Source organism: Streptomyces sp. CA-243310 (genome assembly GCF_050936775.1).
Lineage (GTDB): Bacteria > Actinomycetota > Actinomycetes > Streptomycetales > Streptomycetaceae > Streptomyces.
This window is the reverse complement of record NZ_JBNJMF010000001.1, coordinates 1,351,937-1,371,964: the sequence shown is the minus strand read 5'-3', so window position 1 is coordinate 1,371,964 and position 20,028 is coordinate 1,351,937. Positions and strand designations below refer to the sequence as shown.

Sequence of the window (20,028 nt, the reverse complement as noted above, 5' to 3'; positions counted from 1 at the left end):
TCCAGCGGTTGTCTTCAGTAGGGACGCGCCGTGACGCGTACCTACCAGGTGACGTCCATCCTGCCGCAGCCCAGGAGCCGGCGGAGCACCGAGCCCGGAAGCGGGCGGGGTGTCTACGCTGGGTGGTGTTGTCGGACCATTGCCGTCGGCTCCCGCCGGCGGCCCTACGAGCCGAGGAAACCCCGTGAGCGACACCCCATTCGGATTCGGCCTTCCGCCGGAGGAGCCGGAGAACGGCGACGAGGGCAAGAAGAAGGGCAATGAGGGCGGTCAGGGCGGCCCGGCGAATCCGTTCGGGTTCCCGGGCATGGGCCTGCCGGGCGCCGGCGGCCCGGGCGGTGCGGACAACCCGTTCGCCTCGATGTTCGGTGCCATGAACCCGAACGACCTCGGCGCGGCCTTCCAGCAGCTCGGCCAGATGCTGAGCTACGAGGGCGGTCCCGTGAACTGGGACATGGCCAAGGACATCGCCCGCCAGACCGTCGCGCAGGGCACCGCCGACGGGGTGAAGGACGCCAGCGTCGGCGTCGCCGAGAAGTCGGCGGTCCAGGAGGCCGTACGCCTGGCCGACCTGTGGCTGGACGGGGTGACCTCGCTGCCTTCGGGTGCGAACACGGCGGTGGCGTGGAGCCGCGCCGAGTGGGTCGAGGCGACCCTCCCGGTGTGGAAGGAGCTCGTGGACCCGGTCGCCGAGCGCGTCGGCGCGGCCATGGGCGGGGTGCTGCCCGAGGAGATGCAGGCCATGGCGGGCCCGCTGCTCGGCATGATGCGTTCCATGGGCGGCGCCATGTTCGGTCAGCAGATCGGGCAGGCCGTGGGCGTGCTCGCGGGCGAGGTCGTCGGCTCGACCGACATCGGGCTCCCGCTGGGCCCGGCGGGCAAGGCCGCCCTGCTGCCGCTGAACATCGAGGGCTTCGGCAAGGACCTGGGCGTGCCGGCCGAGGAGGTCCGGCTGTACCTGGCGCTGCGCGAGGCCGCGCACGCGCGCCTGTTCGCGCACGTGCCGTGGCTGCGCTCGCACCTGTTCGGCGCCGTCGAGGGCTACGCCCGCGGCATCAAGGTCGACACCTCGAAGCTGGAGGACGTGGTCGGTCAGCTCGACCCGTCGAATCCGGAGCAGTTGCAGGAGGCCCTCGCGGGCGGCATGTTCCAGCCGCAGGACACCCCGGAGCAGAAGGCGGCCCTGGCGCGCCTGGAGACGGCGCTCGCCCTGGTCGAGGGCTGGGTCGACGCGGTGGTGCACGAGGCCGCCAAGCCTCGCCTGACCTCGGCGGACGCCATGCGCGAGACCATGCGCCGCAGGCGCGCCTCCGGCGGTCCGGCCGAGCAGACGTTCGCCACGCTGATCGGGCTGGAGCTGCGTCCGCGTCGGCTGCGCGACGCCTCGCGGCTGTGGGCCTCGCTCACGGACGCGCGGGGTGTGGACGGTCGCGACGGGCTGTGGGAGCACCCCGACATGCTGCCGACGGCCTCCGACCTGGACGACCCGGACGGATTCGTGCACCGCGAGCAGTTGGACTTCTCGGAGATCGACAAGATGCTCGGCGAGGCCGCCGAGAAGCGCGATCAGGGCGACAAGGGTGCCGGAGACGGCGACGACGGCGAGGGTGAAGAGAAGAAGTGAGCCTGTACCACGACGCGGTCGCGGTCCTGAAGGATCTCGCGCCGACCGACGAGCAGCAGAGCGGGCTGCGGGACCTCTACCTGGAGCACCTCGCCGCCCACCACGACGGGGTCTACAAGCCCTGCCGGGCCGGCCATGTCACGGGCAGCGCGCTGGTGATCGACCCGGTGCGGGGGCGCGTGCTGCTCACCCTGCACAAGAAGCTGGGCATGTGGCTCCAGATGGGCGGTCACTGCGAGCCCGGTGACGCCACCCTCGCGGACGTGGCACTGCGCGAGGCCGTCGAGGAGTCGGGGATCGCCGGCGGGCTGACCCTGCTGCCGGGCGGGCCCGTGCGGCTGGACCGGCATCCGATCCCGGAGCCCTGCAACTGGCACCTGGACGTGCAGTACGCGGCGCTGGCCCCGGCCGACGCGGTGGCCGAGATCAGCGAGGAATCGCTGGACCTGCGCTGGTTCCCGTACGCGGAGGTGGCGGCGGTGGCCGACGCCTCGGTCGTGCGGCTGATGGAAGCGAGCCTGGCGCGTCTCTGAGACGTCCGGGACGGCATGCGGAAGGGGCGGGTCCCTCGGGACCCGCCCCTTCCGGCGTCACGCGCGACGTGCGCCGCTCTTCCGCGCCGTGCCGTGTCGCGCCGGGCCGTGGATCAGTTCCAGGCGTTGTTCTGGTTCTGACTGTGGGCGCCGTGCTGGCCCATGCCGAACTGTGCCGCTGCGCCCTGACCGATCTGGGCGTTCTGCGGCGGCAGTGCCTCGCTGGGCTGCACGAGGGCGAAGCCGGTGCCGAGGAAGCTCAGCTCCCAGCCCTCGCCGGTGTTGCCGCGGCGCCGCCAGACTCCGGTGGAGTGCGTCTGGGCCTGCATCTGCACCCGCAGGGAGGTGGACCAGGCGACGATCGCGTCGGCGTCGGCGTTGACGTACTTGTCGGGGGTGACCTGCATCATCAGCGGCTGACCGGAGGTCATCAGGGCGACCTTGCCGCGACCGCTGATGTTGAGCTGGTACTTGCCGGAGCCGGAGATCCCGTACTGACTGTCCACCGCGATGGCCTCGGTGTGCAGGGTGGAGTCCAGCGCCAGCACGTAACTGCTGTCGACGGTGAGACCGTCCTGGTCCACGTCCACGACGTGCACGTACTGGGCCAGGTTGGCCAGGTAGACCGTGCCCTGCCCGGAGCAGCGCATCAGGTCCAGGCCCTCACCAGTGCGGGCGCGGGCGGTGCGCTGGGTCGTGCTCTGGTACTCGCCGTCGAAGTCGATGATCCCCTGGTAGGCGACCATCGCGCCCTTGCGGGCGAGGACGTCGTCGGTGCCGCTCAGGGAGACCCGCAGCAACTGCGGGTTCTGGACGGTGTACCGCTCCTGGGACTGCGCCTCGGCGTGGGCGAAAAGTGCGCTCTGCATGATGTGTCCGCTCCCCCTCAGCCCCGGGTCCGGAGCCGGTCGGTGCTGTCCTCGCTGGGCTGTACCACGACGATTCCCTCGCCGGAGAAGGCCATCTGGTAGGCCTCACCGCTGCCCCGGCCGATCATCGACGAGGCCTTGAAGCTGCGCTTCCCCTTGACCTTGAGGTTCGGGGACCAGGCGACGAGCGCGTCGGGGTCCACGTACGTCTCGTCGTCGCCGCGACCGCAGTCGACGACGATCGGGGTGCCGCGGGAGGTGATGGCCACCCAGCCGGTCCCGGAGACCTGCACGTTGAACAGGCCCTGACCGGCGAACTTGGCCATGCCCTTGACCCGTTCGACGCCCCACTGGAGGTGGGCGTCGAAGGCGAGCAGGTTGGTGCCGTTGACGGAGAGGGCGTCGTTGTCGAGGTTGATCACGACGACGTCCGCGCCGTAGTCGGCGAGGTAGAGCAGGCCGTCGCCGGTGCACTTCATCAGCGGGGCGCCCTCCCCGGTGATCCATTGCGAGGCCATCTGGCGGACGGCGGGCGGGTTGGGCTCGTACTGGACGAAGCCCTCGTACGCGACCATCGATCCGGTGCGTGCGAACAGGTCCTGGCCGCTCTGCATGGCGACCTTGAGCATGGCTCGGCCGTGGTTCTCCATGCGGGCCGTGACGGGGGTCGGGGCGAATCCCGCGAGTTGCTGGTTCATGGCGTTCATGACGGGCTCCCTCAGACCTCGTACGGCTGGACGACGATGAAGTTGCCGGGCGCGCCGCGGAACTGGAGGTTCACGGTCTCCCCGCTGTGGCCCGGGTAGGCGTTGCGGCGCAGCCGGACCTGGCTGGAAATGATCACCTGCGAGGCGGCGGACCAGGCGACGATGGCGTTGCTGTCCGCGAAGGTGGTCGGGGTGACGGGCAGGACGACCGGGACGCCCTGCGTCTTGACGATCACCGTGCCGCTGCCCTGGAACTGCATCGTGAACAGGGCGCCGCCGGGAATGCCGTGACCCTCGATGCGACGGACCTCGTGCTGGAGGGACTCGTCGAAGGCGAGGACGTTCTCCGCGGAGACACAGATCCCGTCGCCCTGAAGCTCGATGGCGTGCAGGTGGGCGCCGTTCTCGGCGAAGAAGACCTGGCCGCGACCGGTGCAGCGCATCAGCTGCATCTCCTGGCCGGTGGCGTTGCCGACGATGCGGCCCGCGAAGCCGGCTCCCTTGTAGCTGAAGTCGACCTTGCCCTGGTAGAGCACCATGCTGCCCTGGCGGGCGAGGACGGCCTGGCCGCCCATGGACAGGTCCACCCGCATGAGCTGCTGGTTCTGCGGGGTCCAGCGGGTGCCGGTGGGGGCTTCCTTGTACGGCTGGAGCGCGGCCGCGAGGCCGTGCCCGGCGGCGGCCGGCCGGGATTGCTGCGCGTACTGGGGCGCCTGCCCGCCGAAGGCCGGTTGTCCGCCGTACGGGGGAGCCTGCGGGCCGGGAACCTGACCGTGCGAGGGCTGCTGCCCGTAGGGCGCGGGGGCGGGGCCCGGCGGCGGTACCTGGGCGCCGTAGCCGGACTGCTGCCCCGGGACCTGACCGTACGAGGGGGTTCCGGGCTGCTGCGGGGGGTGGGGCGGTTGACCGTACGGCGCGGCGGGCTGCGTCGTGAGGGGTCCGACCATCGTCGGGGCCGAGTGCACCGGCTGGTGCGGGGCGCCGGCCGGTCCGCCGAACGACGGAGCGGGGGCGTGGGCCGGGGCGGGGGCTTGGGCCGGGGCGGGGGCTTGGGCCGGGGCGCCGAAGGCGGGTGCCGGGGCGGCCGCCTGCGGCGGCGGGGCGAACCCGGGCGCGCCCGCGGGCTGGGCCGGGGCCTGCTGCTGCGGCTCCTCGTCCTCGGCGACCTCGCCGCCGAAGTTCTTCAGCAGCGCGGCGAGTCCGCCGTCGAAGCCCTGCCCGACGGCGGCGAAGCGCCACACGTCCTTGAGGTAGAAATCGCCGATCATCAGGGCGCGTTCGGTGCTGAATTCGGCGCCCGTGAACGAGTAGCGCACGACCTCCTCACCGCCGGCCACGATCCGGATGTAGCCCGGACCGATCTGCGACATCTGCCCGGGGCCGTCGATGGAGGCGGCGAAGGACAGCTTGTGGATGTTCTGCGGGATCCGGTCGAGGGTCACCCGGAAGGATTCGCTGTCGCCCGCCTGTGTGCCGAGCTGCTGAATGGACTCTTCCGGCGACTTCGGCTGGTTGTAGAACACGAAGTAGCGATCGTCCGAGAGCTGCTCGTTCGCATCGAGGCCGAAGCAACTGATGTCGATGGCAAGCCCGGGCCCGGCGATCTGGACGCCCACGTACAGATCGGTGCCCGCTGTCAGATCGCTGATCTTGGCCTTGTGGCCGCGTTGGAATTCCCTGGCCATACGTCCGACCGTCCCCCATCCCGACTGTGAATGCGTGCCGCAGGCTAACGGCTGCCGCTCAGGCTAACGGCTTCCGCCGACATCCAGCCAAGTCGGTACCGACCCGGTACACATCGCGTCCGGTCACCCCATGATCATTCGTCCCGCGCTCCGGGGACCGCGGGAAGGCGCTCGGCCGCGACCACTCCCTCGAGGTATCCGCGGGCCCGTTCGGTCTTCGGGTACGCCTCCAGCAGTTGCCAGAAGCGCGGTCCGTGACCGGGGACGAGGAGGTGGGCCAGCTCGTGCAGCAGCACGTAGTCGACGACGTACTCGGGCATGCCCTGGAGGCGGTGGGAGAGGCGGATGCTGCCCTCGGCCGGGGTGCAGGAGCCCCAGCGGGTGTTCTGATTGGTGACCCAGCGGACCGAGCGGGGGCGGGCACGGCCGTCGAAGTACTGCTCGGACAAACGCTCGGCGCGTTCGGTGAGTTCCGTGTCGCCGAGGGTGCGTTTGCCCTCCTGGGCGGCGAGTTTGTCGAGCATGACGCCCACCCAGCGCTGCTCCTCGGCCTCCGACATCCGGGCAGGGATCAGGACGACCGTCCGGTCACCCTCACGGTAGGCGGAAACGGTCCTGCGGCGGCGCGCGCTCCGGCGGACTTCGACGGCGCGCTGCGAGGGATCGGCGGACACGCCAGCACGGTACCCGCTCGTCGTGACGGAAGTCCCGCTCGTCCGCGCTTCGAACATGATCGATTCGCCGCCGACATCGGAAACGCTCCCTCACACCCCTTTTCTCCATCTCATATGCCTAATACCCCCTGCCTGTGGACAACTTCGCACACGGATTCCCGGGGGCGGGCAGTGTTGCGGATGGAGGCGGAAGACCGCCTCGGAGGCTCGCGGATCAAGGGGGTCGCGGACCGGCACGCGGACTGGCTCACGGGCCGGCTCGCGGACTGGCTCAAGCGCCGGTTTCACGGATCGGCTCGCAGATCGGCTCGCGGGTCGGTTCACGGGCCGGCTCGCGGACCAAGCGGACTCGGGGCGGCAGGAACCCGGGGCCGCGGGGGCTCAGGGACCGCAGGAAATCGCGGACGGGATCGAGGGGACGACGATGTATCCGAAGGTGAAGCCGGCGCTGGCCAGGGCCTGGCGGGATCTACAGACGGTGCAGTTCGGGGTGACGCCCGCCCACGCGGTGGTGCTCGGCCCGGTGGACACGGCCACCGGGGCGTTCATCGACCGGATCGACGGGACACGGGGGATCGAGTTGCTGCGCGCGGAGGGCGCGGGGATGGGGTTGTCGGAGGGGCGGGTGGACGAGTTGATCCGACGGTTGGCGGGGGCCGGACTCCTGGATGACGCCACCGCGGGAGGGCCGCGGGCCCAGGCGGTGCGCGGGCGGCCGGAGAGCCTGGAGCGGCTCGGGCCCGATCTCGCCTCGCTCTCGCTGGTACACCGGGAGCCGGGGGGTGACTTGCGGGGAGTCGCGGCCCGGCGGGCGATACGGGTCCAGGTGCGCGGGGGCGGGCGGGTGGGCGCGGTGATCGCGGCTGTGCTCGCGGGGGCCGGGGTGGGCCGGGTCGAGGTGCTCGACGGGGGACGGGTCCAGTCGGGCGATGTGGCACCGGGCGGGTTGGGGCCCGGGAGCGTGGGCCGGTTGCGGGCGGAGGCCGCGGGGGCGCTCGTGCGGCAGGCCGCCCCGGGACGCGCCCCCCGGGCCGGGGAGGGGGAGGGACCGGAGCCTGGGCTCTCCCTGGTGGTCGTCGCTCCTCGGGACGGGCTCCAGGCGTGGGCCCCCGATCCGGAGACGGCCGCGGACTGGGTGGCCACGGGCACCCCGCATCTGTACGCGGGAGTGTTGGAGGGCACGGGCCTGGTCGGGCCGCTGGTCCTGCCGGGGGTCACGGCCTGCGCGGGCTGCATGGAGCGCGACCGGATCGACCGGGACCCTGCCTGGCCCAGGATGCTTGTGCAGTGGCGGTCGGCGCACCGCCGCCGCACCACGGCGGCGTGCGATCTGGGTTTGGCATCGGCGGTGGCGGGATTGGCGGCGGGGCACGCCCTGTCCTTCCTCGACGGGCACCTGCCCGCCTCGACGGGAGCCCGGTGGGAGGCGGCGTTACCGGGCCTGAGCTGGGAGCCCTCCGAGGTTCGCCCCCATGGGGACTGCCCGTGCTCCGCCGTCTCGATCCCGGACGCGACGCCGGTTCCGGCCGGCCACGGCCGGGGCGGTGCGACCGTGCCGGGGAGGGGACGGGGAGGATCGGGCTGAAGGGGCCGCCGGGGGCCATGACAGGATGCGTTTTGTCTGTCTCAGGGGGCGCGCCCCTGAACCGCCGCTCGCGGCACGGCTGTCTGGGAACTGGAGGGGCGTATGTCTGATCTTCCCCGGAAGGCGGTCACCCGTACCGTCAAGCTGGCCGCGCTGCCACTGGGCTTCGCCGGTCGGGCCACCTGGGGTCTGGGAAAGCGGATCGGAGGCAAGTCGGCGGAGATCGTCGCGCGGGAGCTCCAGCAACGCACCGCCGATCAGCTGTTCCGGACGCTCGGCGAGCTGAAGGGCGGGGCCATGAAATTCGGCCAGGCCCTGTCGGTCTTCGAGTCGGCCCTGCCCGAGGAGATCGCCGGCCCGTACCGGGCGGCGCTGACCAAACTCCAGGAGGCGGCCCCGCCGCTGCCGGCGGCGCGGGTGCACCAGGTGCTCACGGAGCGGCTGGGCGAGGACTGGCGTGACCTGTTCCGGGAGTTCGAGGACACGCCCGCGGCGGCTGCCTCGATCGGCCAGGTGCACCGGGCGGTGTGGCACGACGGCCGGCAGGTGGCGGTGAAGGTCCAGTATCCGGGCGCGGGCGAGGCGTTGCTGTCGGATCTCAGGCAACTGAGCCGCTTCGCAGGGCTGTTGGGGCCGCTGATCCCGGGCATGGACATCAAGCCGCTGATCACCGAACTGCGTGACCGGGTCGCGGAGGAGTTGGACTACGAGCTGGAGGCCGAGGCTCAGCGGACGCACGCGGACGCGTTCGACGGCGACGAGGACGTGGTCGTGCCGGACGTCGTGCACCAGGGCGACGAGGTGCTGGTGACCGAGTGGATGGACGGGACTCCGCTGTCGGAGGTGATAGCGGACGGCACCCGGGAGGAGCGAGACCGTGCGGGACAGTTGCTGGCCCGGTTCCTCTTCTCCGGGCCTGCGCGGACCGGGTTGTTGCACGCCGATCCGCATCCCGGAAACTTCCGGCTGATATCGGGCGAGGACGGCCGGATGCGGTTGGGTGTACTGGACTTCGGGACGGTCGATCGCCTTCCGGGCGGCTGGCCCGAGCCCATCGGCCGGTCGCTGCGGCTGACGCTGAGTGGTGACGCCGAGGGAGTCTACGAGCACCTGTGCACCGAGGGGTTCGTGAAGGAGTCCATCGAGTTGGACCCGGAGGCGGTGCTCGACTATCTGGAGCCCCTCCTCGAACCGGTCGAGGCGGACGAGTTCACGTTCACCCGCCCGTGGCTGCGCGGCCAGGCGGCTCGGATCGCCGATCCCCGCTCCCCCGCGCACCAGTTGGGACGACAGATCAACCTGCCGCCGTCGTACCTGCTGATTCACCGGGTCACGCTGAGCACCCTGGGTGTGTTGTGCCAGTTGGGTGCGACGGTGCGGCTCCGCGAGGAACTGGAGTCCTGGCTCCCGGGGTTCCTGCCCGAGGACCGGGAGGACGACCCGGTACGCGGGAAGGCCCCAGGGAAGGTCTGCGAGCAGAGGGAGTAGTACGCCGCCCCCTGGCGGTGTCGACCCGGCCCGGTGGCCGGGCTCGGGCGAGAACGTGCGCTCGGGCGGGAACGTGCGCTCGGACGGCCAGGACTTGCGCGGCCGGGGCGTACGTGGTCAGGGGCTTACGTGGTCGGGCTTCCGGTGGCCCCGCTTCACGCGGCCGGGCGCCGGGCGGCCCGGGGCTTCCACACCACTCGGCTCCACGCCGCCCGGCCGGGCCGTGGCTCAATTCCGGGGCGGGGTGTCGGTCACCACCAGGAGGAGTCGAGCCGGCCTTCGATCGCCCGGAGGTTGGCGCGGGCGCATTCGACGCAGAAGTACTGCCTGGTTCCGTTCTCCACGAAGCAGGTCCAGGTGGGCGGCGCGCCGTCCGGGGCGTCGACGCCGCATCCCGCGCAGACGGCGGGCTGGGCCTCGGGTCCCTGCGGGGTGGGGCGGGGAGTCGGCTGGTCCACCCGCAGACGATATCTCCGGCGGCGGTGGACGCGCTCCGCAACGCCCCGGGGGGACCGGTCCTTTCGGACCGGTCCCCCCGGGTGCTGTTCCTTCGGTGCTCAGTTCATGACGGCCATGGCGAGGGCCCGCCGGGCGCGCAGCGAAACGCGCTCGGCTCGGCGCTGCATGCGCCGGGCGGCGACCAGGCGCAGGGCGTGACGCTCGGCGTCCGCCTCACGCATGCGGTCGTCCATATGGGCACGAGCCATGGCTTCTGGGATGAGTTGCATTTCGCGGGTCCTGTTCTGACGCGAGGTGATCGCGCCTGCGGTGATGAAGTCTGCGGTGGCGGAGCCGTGCGGCTGCTCGCTCGTGGTGGTGTGGGTGGACATGAGGGCCTGCTTCAAGGGGTCGCGCGTCAGGGGGCGGTCGATGGTGCCGATGGCGGTCATGCCGCGACAACCGGGTTCTTGCGCGGACGACCACGGGGCCGCTTCCGGGCGACGACGACGCCCTGGACGAAGAGCTCGCCTCCCCAGACACCCCAGGGCTCGCGGCGCTCCTTCGCGCCGGCGAGGCAGGCCTCGACCAGCGGGCAGGTGCCGCAGAGCGACTTGGCGTACTCGACGTCGGCCGGGGACTCGGCGAAGAAGACCTCGGGGTCGAAGGTGCGGCAGGGAACGGGTACGCCGAGGTTCTCGATGGCGTCGTCGAGCGCGGTCAGCGCGGTGAGGGGAGTCAAGGTGGAGTCCTCCGGGACTGCGGGCGGGGAGATCGTCTGGGTCTGCGGTACGGACGGGGCGTGCGCTTCGAGTTGCACGGTGGTTTCTTCCTCGTCTTGTGTGACTAGTCGGTCCGGCCGGGGTCGGCCGGGGGTCGGCTGGTACCTGTTCTTGCCAGTCCCGAGGCCCCTTCGCTCCGCAGTCCCCGTTCGGGGACAAACAGAAGGGCCGCGGATCCCGGGTGGGGTTCCGCGGCCCTGAAGGCGCCGGTCTGATCGTCGATCAGACTGGATCACTCCAGGGTTCGAGCCCGCGGAAGGCCCACATCAGGTGGTGCTGCTGCTTCGTCTGCTTCGTCTTGACTCCGGCACCGGCCGCCGCAGCCGCAAAGCCATAGGCGCCATGCGCCTGGGCTTCCTCAGCCATTACTGCCACCGGTGCCTGGGTCGGTCGCTCATTGCGAACACTCGGCCGCAGCGCGGACGCCGCGAGCAGGGCAGGGGTCCCCGAGGAAATCGTGGAGACGCCTGCGGCGAGAATCGGGAGGAGCGAGGAGACACCGAGCGGGCAGGAAGCGGCGACCGAGCGATCGGTCATTTTGGTGGTCGTCATCAAGCTGGTCACTGGTCTCGCCTCCTCTCGGCGTCTCGGGGACGGGGGCCCGGGGGCCTGTCCCATGCGTATTCGGATAAGTACAGCACGGAACCGGGGCTTCGAAGAAGCCAACGTTTCCGTTGCTAAGAACCTATGGGGATTCGCCGGGCATGTGCAAACTATTTTTCCGACGAGTTTCTACGCGTCGTCAGGATCTCCGACGCCAGGCTCCTGGCCTGCGCAGATGGCCAGGACGTCGACTCCGTACCGCTCAAGCTTGCGGCCACCCACGCCGGAGATCATCGAGAGCTCTCCGGCCTCGGACGGCGCGGCCTCCGCGATGGCCATCAGCGTCTTGTCCGTGAAGACGCAGTAGCCGGGCAGGCCCTGCTGCTTCGACTGGACGGCGCGCCACTCGCGCAGCCGCTCGTACAAGCCCTCGTCCATGTCCGACGGGCAGTCCTCGCAGCGCATCAGTTTGAGTTCGCCGGCCTCGGTCAGGGTCTTGCCGCAGACCCGGCACAGCACCGGGCCGCGAGGGCCGCGCTTGCGGGGACCTCGCTCGGACGCGGCGCCGTTCCTGCTTCCCGGGACGGCGGAGCCCGGCCGCAGGCCGTTCAGGAAGCGACTGGGGCGTCGGGAGGCTCTGCCGCCCGGAGCCCGGGAGAGTGCCCAGGAGAGGGTCAGGTGCAGCCGCGCCCGGGTGACGCCGACATAGAGCAGCCGGCGCTCCTCCTCGACCTGCTCGTCGGTCTTCGCATAGGTGATCGGCATCATGCCGTCGGTGAGCCCCACGAGGAACACCGCGTCCCACTCCAGGCCCTTGGCGGCGTGCAGCGAGGCGAGGGTGACGCCCTGGACGGTGGGGGCGTGCTGGGCGGCCTTGCGTTCGTCCAGTTCCACCGTGAGTTCGGACAGGCCGGCGCCCGGGCGGGAGCGGGCGAAGTCCTCGGCGAGCCGGACGAGCGCGGCCACGGATTCCCACTGGTCGCGCACGGCGCCGGAACCGGCGGGCGGCTCGGCCGTCCAGCCGGTGGAGCTGAGCACGGCCCGGACCTGGGACCCGAGCTCGACGACGTCGTCCAGGAGGGGATCGTTGCCGCCGGAGCGGGCGGCCCCGCGCAGGGCGAGGATCGCCTTCTGGACCTCGGCGCGCTCGAAGAACCGCTCGGCTCCGCGCAGCTGGTAGGGCACTCCGGCGTCGGCGAGGGCCTGTTCGTAGACCTCGGACTGGGCGTTGATCCGGTAGAGCACGGCGATCTCGCCCGCCGGGACGCCCGCCGCGATGAGGTCCCGGACCCGCCCGGCGACGCCCTCGGCCTCGGCGGGCTCGTCCGGGTACTCGGCGTAGACCGGGTCGGGGCCGACCTCGCGCTGGGAGACCAGCTCCAGCCGGTGTTCGGCGGCGCGGCCCTTGGCCTGGTTCAGCAGGCCGTTGGCGAGGTGCACCACCTGGGGGGTGGAGCGGTAGTCGCGGATCAGCTTGACCAGGGTGGCCTGCGGGTACTTGGTGCGGAAGTTCAGCAGGTGGTCGGGGGTGGCGCCGGTGAAGGAGTAGATCGTCTGGCTGGCGTCGCCGACCACGCAGAGGCTGTCGCGCTCGCCGAGCCAGAGGTCGAGCAGGCGCTGCTGGAGCGGGCTGACGTCCTGGTACTCGTCGACCACGAAGTGCTGGTACTGGGTGCGGATCTGCTCCGCGATGTCGTGGCGGTCCTGGAGGATCCCGACGGTGAGGAGCAGCACGTCCTCGAAGTCGATCATGTTCCGGTCGCGCTTGAGCTGTTCGTACGTCCCGTAGATCTGGGCGATCTCGGCCGTGTCCCGGGGGGCCTCGCGGCCCGCCTTCAGGACGGCCGCCGGGTAGTCGGCGGGGACGGTCTGGGTGACCTTGGCCCACTCGATCTCGCCCGTGACGTCGCGCAGCTCGCCCCGGTCGAGGCGGACTCGGCAGCGGGCGCCGGCCTCGGCCACGAACTGGATCTTGCGTTCCAGCAGTCGGGGGACGTCCCCGCCGACGGCCTTCGGCCAGAAGTACTGGAGCTGGCGCAGGGCGGCGGAGTGGAAGGTCCGGGCCTGGACACCGCCCGCTCCGAGGGTCCGCAGCCGGCCCCGCATCTCGCCGGCGGCGCGGTTGGTGAAGGTGACGGCGAGCACGCTGGCGGGCATCAGTTGGCCGGAACGGACCCCGTAGGCGATCCGGTGGGTGATCGCGCGGGTCTTGCCCGTGCCCGCTCCCGCCAGCACGCACACCGGTCCGCGGAGGGTCGTCGCGACCTCGCGCTGCTCCGGGTCGAGGCCCAGGAGCACCGCGTCGGCCGAGTCGGCTTCGGCCGGGAAGGATGAGGAGTGCGTTGCTGCTGTCACCCCGCCATGCTGCCAGGTCTCCAGGGGCGGACGGGAAACCTGTCCACAGGCCGCCCGCTCCGGTCGTACTGGTGCCGGGAGGGCTCCGCGGGAATGGCGGGACGGTGTCGGGCGTTCGAGTACTCGGACCACCGCGACCCCACGAAGGAGACCGCAGCATGCAGGACACGGGCACCGTCACGATGTACAGCACGACCTGGTGCGGCTACTGCACCCGGCTGAAGAAGCAGCTGGACCGCGAAGGCATCGCGTACGACGAGATCAACATCGAGCACGACCCCGCGTCCGCAGCGTTCGTGGAGAAGGCGAACGGCGGCAACCAGACGGTTCCCACCGTCCTCGTGAAGTCGGCCGCCGGCAACGAGTCCGTCATGACGAACCCGAGCCTCGCCCAGGTCAAGCAGGCCCTCGCCGTCTGACCGTCGAGGCACCGCCCGACACACGGACCACCGGACACGGACCACCGAACACGGTCCGGCCCCGGTCGGGTCGACGTGGCGAACGTCACGCGCGTACGAGAGAGGCCCCCGCCGCGGCGGGGGCCTTCTGTCGTGACGGACGTCACGGGCGCGGGGCCCGCGCGACCCGCCTCACGCGGCGGGGCGCGGCAGCGGCTCCCCGTACCAGAGTTCGACCAGGCGGGCCGCGATGGAGACCCCGGCGGGCGGGAGCACCTCGCCCGCCTCGATCGCCTCGCGGAGGTCCTCGCGGGAGAACCAGCGGGCCTCCTGGATCTCCTCCCCGTCCACCGTGATCTCCGAGGTGACGGCGCGGGCGGTGAAGCCGAGCATCAGGCTGTACGGGAACGGCCAGGGCTGGCTGGCGACGTAGTCGACCGCGCCGACCTTGATCCCGGCTTCCTCCCAGACCTCGCGGATCACCGACTGCTCGATGGACTCGCCCGGCTCCACGAACCCGGCGAGCGTCGAGAAGCGGCCCTCGGGCCAGTGCACCTGCCGGCCCAGCAGCGCGCGGTCGTGCTCGTCGGTGACGAGCATGATCACGGCCGGGTCGGTGCGCGGGTAGTGCTCGGCGCCGCAGCCCGGGCAGCGGCGGATGTGCCCGGCGGCGGCGACCACCGTGCGCTCGCCGCAGCGGGAGCAGAAGCGGTGCATGCGCTGCCAGTTCTCCAGCGCCACCGCGTGCACCATCAGCCCGGCGTCGCGCGCGTTCAGCAGCAGGCCCGCCTCGCGCAGGCCGGCCGGGCGGGCCGACTGGTCCATGCGGCCCGGCAGGGAGTCCTTCTGCAGCGCGAAGTACCGTACGCCCTCCTCGTCCGAGCCCAGGAAGTAGCGGTGGGTCTCGGTGACCGGGGCCTCGAAGGCCGGGGTCATGACGATGCCGGTGCCGCCGTCGGGGGTGTCGTCGATCAGGACCTGGCCGCCGGAGACGACGAAGACGCGGGTCGTCGGATGACTCCAGGCGGCGGCGAGCCAGGCCTCGTCGAGGCGGTGGTGCGCGGCGCGGTCGATCCCGGCGGCCGCGGCGAGCGTGATGGGGCGCTCGGGCTCGGTATGGGTGCTCACAGGTACTTCCAACTCCCCCGGTGGTGGGACAGGCAGGCAGGGTGGGACGGCGGGTGGGTGCGTCAGGCGGGCTTCCAGTGGGCGGCCAGGTCGCCCCACAGGTACGCGGCGGTCTCGACGCCCTTGAGGAGCAGGTCGAGTTCGACCTTCTCGTTCGGCGAGTGCCAGCCGTCGGAGGGGACCGAGATGCCGAGGAACAGGACGGGTGCGTCGAGCACGTCCTGGAGGTCGGCGGCCGGACCGGAGCCGCCCTCGCGGGTGAAGCGGATCTTCTGGCCGAAGGCGCGGCCCATGGCGCGCACCACGGATTGCAGCGCCGGGTGGTCGAGCGGGGTGAGGCAGGGCCGGGTGGGGGCGCCGAAGACGATGGAGTGCCGGATCCCGGCCGGGACGCGCTCGGCGACCCAGGTCCTGACGGCTTCCTCGACCTCGTGGGGGTCCTGCCCGGAGACCAGTCGGAACGACAGCTTCAGGTGTGCGCAGGACGGCACGATCGTCTTGCCGCCGGGGCCCTGGTAGCCGCCGCCGATGCCGTTGACCTCGGCGGTCGGGCGGGCCCAGACGCGCTCCAGGGTGGTGTGTCCCTTCTCCCCCGAGGCGGCGTGCGACTTGGCCGTGCGCAGCCACTCGGCCTCGTCGAAGGGCAGTTCGGCGATCAGTGCGCGCTCGGCGTCGGTGAGTTCGACGATGTTGTCGTAGAAGCCCGGGATGGTGACCCGCTCGTCGGCGTCGTGCAGGGCGGCCACGAGGCGGGCGGCGACGGTGGCCGGGTTGGGCACCGCGCCGCCGAAGGCCCCGGAGTGGATGTCCTGGTCGGGGCCGTGGAGGTCGATCTCACAGTCCGCGACGCCGCGCATGCCGGTGCACACGGTGGGGGTGGTCTCGGACCACATGCCGGTGTCGGAGACGATCACGACGTCGGCGGCGAGGCGTTCGGCCTCGCGCTCGACGAGGGCGCGGAAGTTCGGGGAGCCGGACTCCTCCTCGCCTTCGACGAGGAGCTTGAGGTGCACGGCGGGGGCGTCGGCGCCGGTGGCCGCGAGGTGGGCCCGGACGCCGAGGGTGTGGAAGAGGACCTGGCCCTTGTCGTCGGCGGCGCCGCGCCCGTACATCCGGCCGTCCTTGATCACCGGCTCGAAGGGGTCGGTGTGCCAGCCGTCGGCGAGGGCGGCGGGCTGTACGTCGTGGTGCCCGTAGACGAGGACGGTGGGGGCGGCCGGGTCGGCGGCGGGCCACTCGGCGTACACGGCGGGGGCGCCCGCGGTCTCCAGGATCTCGGTGACCGGGAAGCCGGTGGCCCCCAGCTGCGCGGCGAGCCACTCGGCGCTGCGTCGTACGTCACCCGCGTGCTCGGGCTGCGCCGAGACGGAGGGGATGCGCAGCCAGTCGGCGAGTTCGTCGAGGAAGGCCGCGCGATGGGTGTCGATGTACGTGCGGACGACGCTGTCCGCCTGGGGGTCGCTCATGCCACGAGCCTAGCCGTCCGTGTGATGGTCACTTTTCGTGTCCGTTTTGCCTTGGAGGATCCGCTCAATGCCGGCGCGGTCGGGAAGGGCGTGGGGCCGGATCACGCGGCCGCTGCGGACGTGCAGGAACGCGGCGTCGACCCGATCGAGCGGGGTTCCGGTGGCCTCCGCCCAGGCCAGGCGGTAGACGGCGAGCTGGAGGGGGTCGGCCTCGGTGGTGCGGCCCGTCTTCCAGTCGACGATCTCGTAGTCGTACGGACCGTCGTGGTGGCGGTACACGGCGTCGATCCGGCCGCGGACGACCCGGCCGGCGAGGGTGAGCTGGACCGGGGCCTCCATGCGGTGGGGGGTCCGGTCGGCGTAGGCGCTGCGCTCGAAGGCGGCCTTGAGGGAGTCGAGGTCGGCCTCGTCGGCGATGTCCTGGTCGGAACCGGGCAGTTCTCCGGCGGGGTCGAGGACGTCGAGGAGCGGGAGGGGCAGTTCGTCGAAGCGGGACTCGACCCAGGCGTGGAAGCGGGTGCCCTGCCGGGCGGCGGGCTGCGGGGGCTTGGGCATGGGGCGGGCGAGGTCCCGGACGAAGCCCTGCTCGTCGGAGGCGAGGCGCAGCAGGTCGGAGGCGGACAGGGCGGAGGGCAGCACGACGTCGCGCACGGCGGCGCGGGAGCGGCGCAGTTCGCCTTCGAGGGCGTCGAGGTCGCGGTCCCAGGAGGCGATGGCGCGGGCCTCCTCGGGGGTGAGGCGGTCGGCGCCCTGGCGCGCGGGCGCGGCGCGGTGGGGGGTCGCGGCGGTGGGTTGGGCCGGGACCCGGGCACCGGGCGCCGCCCGCCGGTCCTCGTACGGCTCTTCGTGCGCGGCCGGGGCACCGGGCGCGGGCAGGGCTTCGCCCGGGGCCCAGAGGTCCTCGTCGGGCGGGGGCGCGGAGGTCGTGTCCCGGTCGGCGTCCCGGGCGGGGACGCGGGCCCGGTGCGGGGCGGCGCCGGGGGCCGCGTCCGCCGACCGGGGCCGGGGGGCCGTCTCCGACCAGGGGTCCGCGTCCGGGTCGGCCTCGGACCACGGGTCCGGGTCCGGGTCCGGGTCCGGGTCCGGGTCCGGGTCCGGGTCCGGCCAGGGTTCCGTGCCGTATGCGGGGTCCTCGCAGTCGGGGGGCCACAGGTAGGGCTCCTCGGGCGGCGGAGGGGTCGCGAGGTGGGCTTCCAGCAGTGCGGCCGCGCGGCGGCGCAGGCGCAGCGAGGTCGGGTCCAGGGGCAGGGGCCAGGAGTGGTCCGGGGCTCCGGCCTCGGACAGGGCCGGGTTCTCGGCGCCGGGCTCGGGATCAGGCGCCCAGGCCTCGATCTCGCCGTACCCGGCCTCGCAGTGGGTCCGGAGCGCGGAGAGGAACGCCGACGGGCCGCGCGGCTTCTTCTGGCTCGGGCCCCACCAGTGGCCGGAGGCCAGCAGCAGGGAGCGGGGGCGGGTGAAGGTCACGTAACCGAGGCGGAGTTCCTCGACGGCCTTGTGTTCCTTCAGGGCGGCCTTGAAGGACTTGATCCCCGCCGAGGTCCACGCCGGGTCCCCGGGCAGGGTGGAGGCGTCGCCGCGCAGGGCGTACGGCAGGACCTTGGCGTACGAGGTCCAGGCCTCCGGCGGCTTCTCCTTCGGGAAGGCGCCCGCGCACAGGTCGGGGACCACCACCACGTCCCACTCCAGGCCCTTGGACTTGTGGGCGGTGAGCACCTTGACGGTGTTCTCCCCGCCGGGGAGGGCGTGGTCGAGGCCCTTCTCGTACTGGGCGGCGGTCCGCAGGAAGGCCAGGAAGGCGAGCAGCGAGGCCTCCCCGTCGAGGGCGGCGAACCCGGCGGCCACGTCCATGAAGTTCGACAGGGTCTCGCGCCGGCGGGCGGCGAGGGCGTGCGGGGAGGCGGACAGTTCCACGTCGAGGCCGGTCGCGGCCAGCACCCGGTGCAGGACGTCCATCAGGGGGTCGGCGAGCGAGCGCCGCAGGTCGCGCAGCTCGCGGGCGAGGTGGGCGAAGCGGACGCGGGCGTCCGCCGAGAAGGGCAGGTCGTCGGCGGCGGAGGCCCCGGAACCGTCCAGGAAGGTCTCCAGCGCGTCGGCGAGCGAGACGACCTCCGCCGGGTCGACGCCCTCGACGGCCGCCGCGAGCCGCCCGTCCGGATCGTCCGCGCCGGCGGGGGCCCGGCCGATCAGCTGGCGTGCCCTGCGCCCGAGCAGCGCCAGGTCGCGGGCGCCGATGCGCCAGCGCGGGCCGATCAGCAGCCGGACGAGGGCGGCGTTGGCCCCCGGGTCCTGGAGCACCTCGCAGACCGAGACCAGGTCGGCGACCTCCGGCAGGTGCAGCAGGCCGGACAGGCCGACCACCTCGACGGGGACGTCACGGGCCACCAGGACCGCCTGGATCCGGGCGAAGTCCCCGGCCGAGCGGCACAGCACGGCGATCTCGCCGGGTTCGGTCCCCGTGCGCACCAGGTGGGCGACGGAGTCCCCGAGCCACTCCAGCTCCTCGGCGTGGGTGGGCAGCAGGGCGCACCGGACGGACCCGTCCCGTTCGGCGCCGGGCGCGGGGCGCAGCGCCTCGACGCCCTCGTGCATGGCGCGCAGCGGTGCGGCCAGCCCGTTGGCCAGGTCGAGGAGGCGACCGCCGCTGCGGCGGTTCTCGCCGAGCGAGAAGCGGGTGGCGGGGCGGCCGTCGGCGTGCGGGAAGTGCTCGGGGAAGTCGTCGAGGTTGGCCACGGAGGCGCCGCGCCAGCCGTAGATCGCCTGACAGGGGTCGCCGACGGCGGTGACGGCATGGCCCGTGCCGCCGCCGAACAGCCCGGACAGCAGCATCCGCTGTGCGACGGAGGTGTCCTGGTACTCGTCGAGCAGGACGACCTTGAACTCCTCGCGCAGCAGGGCTCCCACCTCGGGCCGGGTGGTGGCGAGCCGCGCGGAGAGCGCTATCTGGTCGCTGAAGTCGATCAGGTCGCGGGAGCGTTTGGCGACGCGGTAGCGGGCGACGAGCTCCAGCAGTTCCAGCCGGCCGCGGCCGGCCTCGGGGACCTTGCGCAGGTCGTCGTTGGTGAGCCGGGTGTCCGCGAGCACGTCGAGGAGTCCGGTGTCGTACGCGCGGAGTTCCTCGGGGGTCACGAGGTGCTCGGAGAGTTCCGCGTCCAGCGCGAGCAGGTCGCCGACCAGGTCGGGGAGGGACTTCGTCAGCGACGGGTACGGGCCGGGCGCCTCGCGCAGCACGCGCGCGGCGAGCTGGAAGCGGGTGGCGTCGGCGAGCAGTCGGGCGCTGGGCTCCAGGCCGATGCGCAGACCGTGGTCCTTGAGGAGCTGCCCGGCGAAGGCGTGGTACGTGGAGATGCGCGGCTCGCCCGCGAGCTGGTCGGGGTCGGCCGGGGAGGGGTCCGGGTCGCTGATGCCGGCCCGCGCGAGGGCCTTGCGCACGCGCTCGGCGAGCTCGCCGGCGGCCTTGTTGGTGAAGGTCAGGCCGAGGACCTCCTGGGGTGCGACGGCGCCGGTGCCGACCAGCCAGACGACGCGGGCCGCCATGACGGTGGTCTTGCCGGAGCCGGCGCCCGCCACGATGACCTGGGGGGCGGGCGGGGCGGTGACGCAGGCCATCTGTTCGGGCGTGAAGGGGATCCCGAGGAGCTCCTTGAGCTGCTCGGGATCGCTGATCACCGCCGGGACGGTCGGGCGCGCGGACACGTGAAAAGGCTAGCCGCCGGCACCGACACTCCCCACCGCCGTCTCGACGAGTGAGCCGGG

17 protein-coding genes are annotated in these 20,028 nt (G+C 72.4%); 5 read left to right on the top strand and 12 right to left on the bottom strand.

All coding sequences use genetic code 11. The annotated features are described in order from the left end of the window. Nucleotides 1–184: 184 nt before the first annotated feature. Nucleotides 185–1,624, top strand: coding sequence for a zinc-dependent metalloprotease (locus tag ACQEVM_RS06540; protein WP_433075976.1), 1,440 nt, complete (start codon nt 185–187; stop codon nt 1,622–1,624). Continuing rightward, nucleotides 1,621–2,157, top strand: a complete 537-nt coding sequence (locus ACQEVM_RS06535; RefSeq protein ID WP_433075974.1) for an NUDIX hydrolase — start codon at nt 1,621–1,623, stop codon at nt 2,155–2,157. Before ACQEVM_RS06540 ends, ACQEVM_RS06535 begins: the two co-directional genes overlap by 4 nt. Nucleotides 2,158–2,270: 113 nt before the next feature. On the opposite strand, the gene ACQEVM_RS06530 is transcribed toward ACQEVM_RS06535, so the two are convergent. From ACQEVM_RS06530 to ACQEVM_RS06515, 4 genes are all read right to left on the bottom strand, one after another. Then, nucleotides 2,271–3,026: an AIM24 family protein gene (locus ACQEVM_RS06530; protein ID WP_351378343.1), complete on the bottom strand. Its 756-nt coding sequence runs from the start codon at nt 3,024–3,026 to the stop codon at nt 2,271–2,273. A 17-nt stretch (nt 3,027–3,043) separates the two neighbouring features. Beyond that, a complete protein-coding gene (locus ACQEVM_RS06525; protein WP_433079843.1) occupies nt 3,044–3,724 on the bottom strand; it encodes an AIM24 family protein in 681 nt (226 codons plus the stop codon). 20 nt (nt 3,725–3,744) lie between these two features. Next, nucleotides 3,745–5,418, bottom strand: a complete 1,674-nt coding sequence (locus tag ACQEVM_RS06520; protein WP_433075972.1) for a TerD family protein — start codon at nt 5,416–5,418, stop codon at nt 3,745–3,747. 134 nt (nt 5,419–5,552) lie between these two features. After that, entirely contained in the window at nt 5,553–6,149 is a 597-nt protein-coding gene (locus tag ACQEVM_RS06515) for a M48 metallopeptidase family protein (RefSeq protein WP_433075970.1), read from the bottom strand. 367 nt (nt 6,150–6,516) lie between these two features. Here ACQEVM_RS06515 and ACQEVM_RS06510 point away from each other — a divergent pair, with 367 nt between their 5' ends. Then, nucleotides 6,517–7,677: a ThiF family adenylyltransferase gene (locus ACQEVM_RS06510; RefSeq protein ID WP_433075968.1), complete on the top strand. Its 1,161-nt coding sequence runs from the start codon at nt 6,517–6,519 to the stop codon at nt 7,675–7,677. Between the two features lie 102 nt (nt 7,678–7,779). Beyond that, nucleotides 7,780–9,165, top strand: a complete 1,386-nt coding sequence (locus ACQEVM_RS06505) for an ABC1 kinase family protein (protein ID WP_433075966.1) — start codon at nt 7,780–7,782, stop codon at nt 9,163–9,165. 251 nt (nt 9,166–9,416) lie between these two features. Here the strand turns inward: ACQEVM_RS06505 and ACQEVM_RS06500 are convergent, their stop codons facing one another. The 5 genes from ACQEVM_RS06500 to ACQEVM_RS06480 form a co-directional block, all read right to left on the bottom strand. Continuing rightward, complete coding sequence (locus ACQEVM_RS06500; protein ID WP_433075964.1) at nt 9,417–9,623, bottom strand: hypothetical protein; 207 nt, start codon at nt 9,621–9,623, stop codon at nt 9,417–9,419. A gap of 99 nt (nt 9,624–9,722) precedes the next feature. Then, nucleotides 9,723–10,055, bottom strand: a complete 333-nt coding sequence (locus tag ACQEVM_RS06495; protein ID WP_365998128.1) for a hypothetical protein — start codon at nt 10,053–10,055, stop codon at nt 9,723–9,725. After that, on the bottom strand, nt 10,052–10,423 hold the full coding sequence (locus ACQEVM_RS06490; RefSeq protein WP_053676354.1) for a WhiB family transcriptional regulator: 372 nt from the start codon (nt 10,421–10,423) through the stop codon (nt 10,052–10,054). The genes ACQEVM_RS06495 and ACQEVM_RS06490 overlap by 4 nt, the downstream gene beginning before the upstream one ends. A gap of 184 nt (nt 10,424–10,607) precedes the next feature. Beyond that, a complete protein-coding gene (locus tag ACQEVM_RS06485) occupies nt 10,608–10,949 on the bottom strand; it encodes a hypothetical protein (RefSeq protein WP_433075961.1) in 342 nt (113 codons plus the stop codon). Nucleotides 10,950–11,117: 168 nt separating this feature from the next. After that, complete coding sequence (locus ACQEVM_RS06480) at nt 11,118–13,283, bottom strand: ATP-dependent DNA helicase UvrD2 (RefSeq protein ID WP_433075959.1); 2,166 nt, start codon at nt 13,281–13,283, stop codon at nt 11,118–11,120. A gap of 158 nt (nt 13,284–13,441) precedes the next feature. Here ACQEVM_RS06480 and ACQEVM_RS06475 point away from each other — a divergent pair, with 158 nt between their 5' ends. Then, on the top strand, nt 13,442–13,702 hold the full coding sequence (locus ACQEVM_RS06475) for a mycoredoxin (RefSeq protein ID WP_267800718.1): 261 nt from the start codon (nt 13,442–13,444) through the stop codon (nt 13,700–13,702). 171 nt (nt 13,703–13,873) lie between these two features. Here ACQEVM_RS06475 and nudC read toward each other — a convergent pair whose 3' ends face one another. The 3 genes from nudC to ACQEVM_RS06460 are packed head-to-tail and all read right to left on the bottom strand — an operon-like array spanning nt 13,874 to nt 19,968. Continuing rightward, the gene (gene nudC / locus ACQEVM_RS06470; RefSeq protein WP_433075956.1) at nt 13,874–14,821 is read right to left on the bottom strand and encodes an NAD(+) diphosphatase; all 948 of its coding nucleotides are present in this window, start codon (nt 14,819–14,821) and stop codon (nt 13,874–13,876) included. Between the two features lie 50 nt (nt 14,822–14,871). Beyond that, the gene (locus ACQEVM_RS06465) at nt 14,872–16,275 is read right to left on the bottom strand and encodes a dipeptidase (protein ID WP_433075954.1); all 1,404 of its coding nucleotides are present in this window, start codon (nt 16,273–16,275) and stop codon (nt 14,872–14,874) included. 9 nt (nt 16,276–16,284) lie between these two features. Then, entirely contained in the window at nt 16,285–19,968 is a 3,684-nt protein-coding gene (locus ACQEVM_RS06460; RefSeq protein WP_433075952.1) for a UvrD-helicase domain-containing protein, read from the bottom strand. Nucleotides 19,969–20,028 lie beyond the last annotated feature (60 nt).

What these genes read in the sequence shown, in the direction of transcription:
- ACQEVM_RS06530 (WP_351378343.1), bottom strand. Translation starts at nt 3,026, where the DNA reads ATGCAGAGCGCACTTTTCGCCCACGCCGAGGCGCAGTCCCAGGAGCGG.
- ACQEVM_RS06525 (WP_433079843.1), bottom strand. Translation starts at nt 3,724, where the DNA reads ATGAACCAGCAACTCGCGGGATTCGCCCCGACCCCCGTCACGGCCCGC.
- ACQEVM_RS06520 (WP_433075972.1), bottom strand. Translation starts at nt 5,418, where the DNA reads ATGGCCAGGGAATTCCAACGCGGCCACAAGGCCAAGATCAGCGATCTG.
- ACQEVM_RS06515 (WP_433075970.1), bottom strand. Translation starts at nt 6,149, where the DNA reads ATGTTCGAAGCGCGGACGAGCGGGACTTCCGTCACGACGAGCGGGTAC.
- ACQEVM_RS06510 (WP_433075968.1), top strand. Translation starts at nt 6,517, where the DNA reads ATGTATCCGAAGGTGAAGCCGGCGCTGGCCAGGGCCTGGCGGGATCTA.
- ACQEVM_RS06505 (WP_433075966.1), top strand. Translation starts at nt 7,780, where the DNA reads ATGTCTGATCTTCCCCGGAAGGCGGTCACCCGTACCGTCAAGCTGGCC.
- ACQEVM_RS06495 (WP_365998128.1), bottom strand. Translation starts at nt 10,055, where the DNA reads ATGACCGCCATCGGCACCATCGACCGCCCCCTGACGCGCGACCCCTTG.
- ACQEVM_RS06475 (WP_267800718.1), top strand. Translation starts at nt 13,442, where the DNA reads ATGCAGGACACGGGCACCGTCACGATGTACAGCACGACCTGGTGCGGC.
- ACQEVM_RS06465 (WP_433075954.1), bottom strand. Translation starts at nt 16,275, where the DNA reads ATGAGCGACCCCCAGGCGGACAGCGTCGTCCGCACGTACATCGACACC.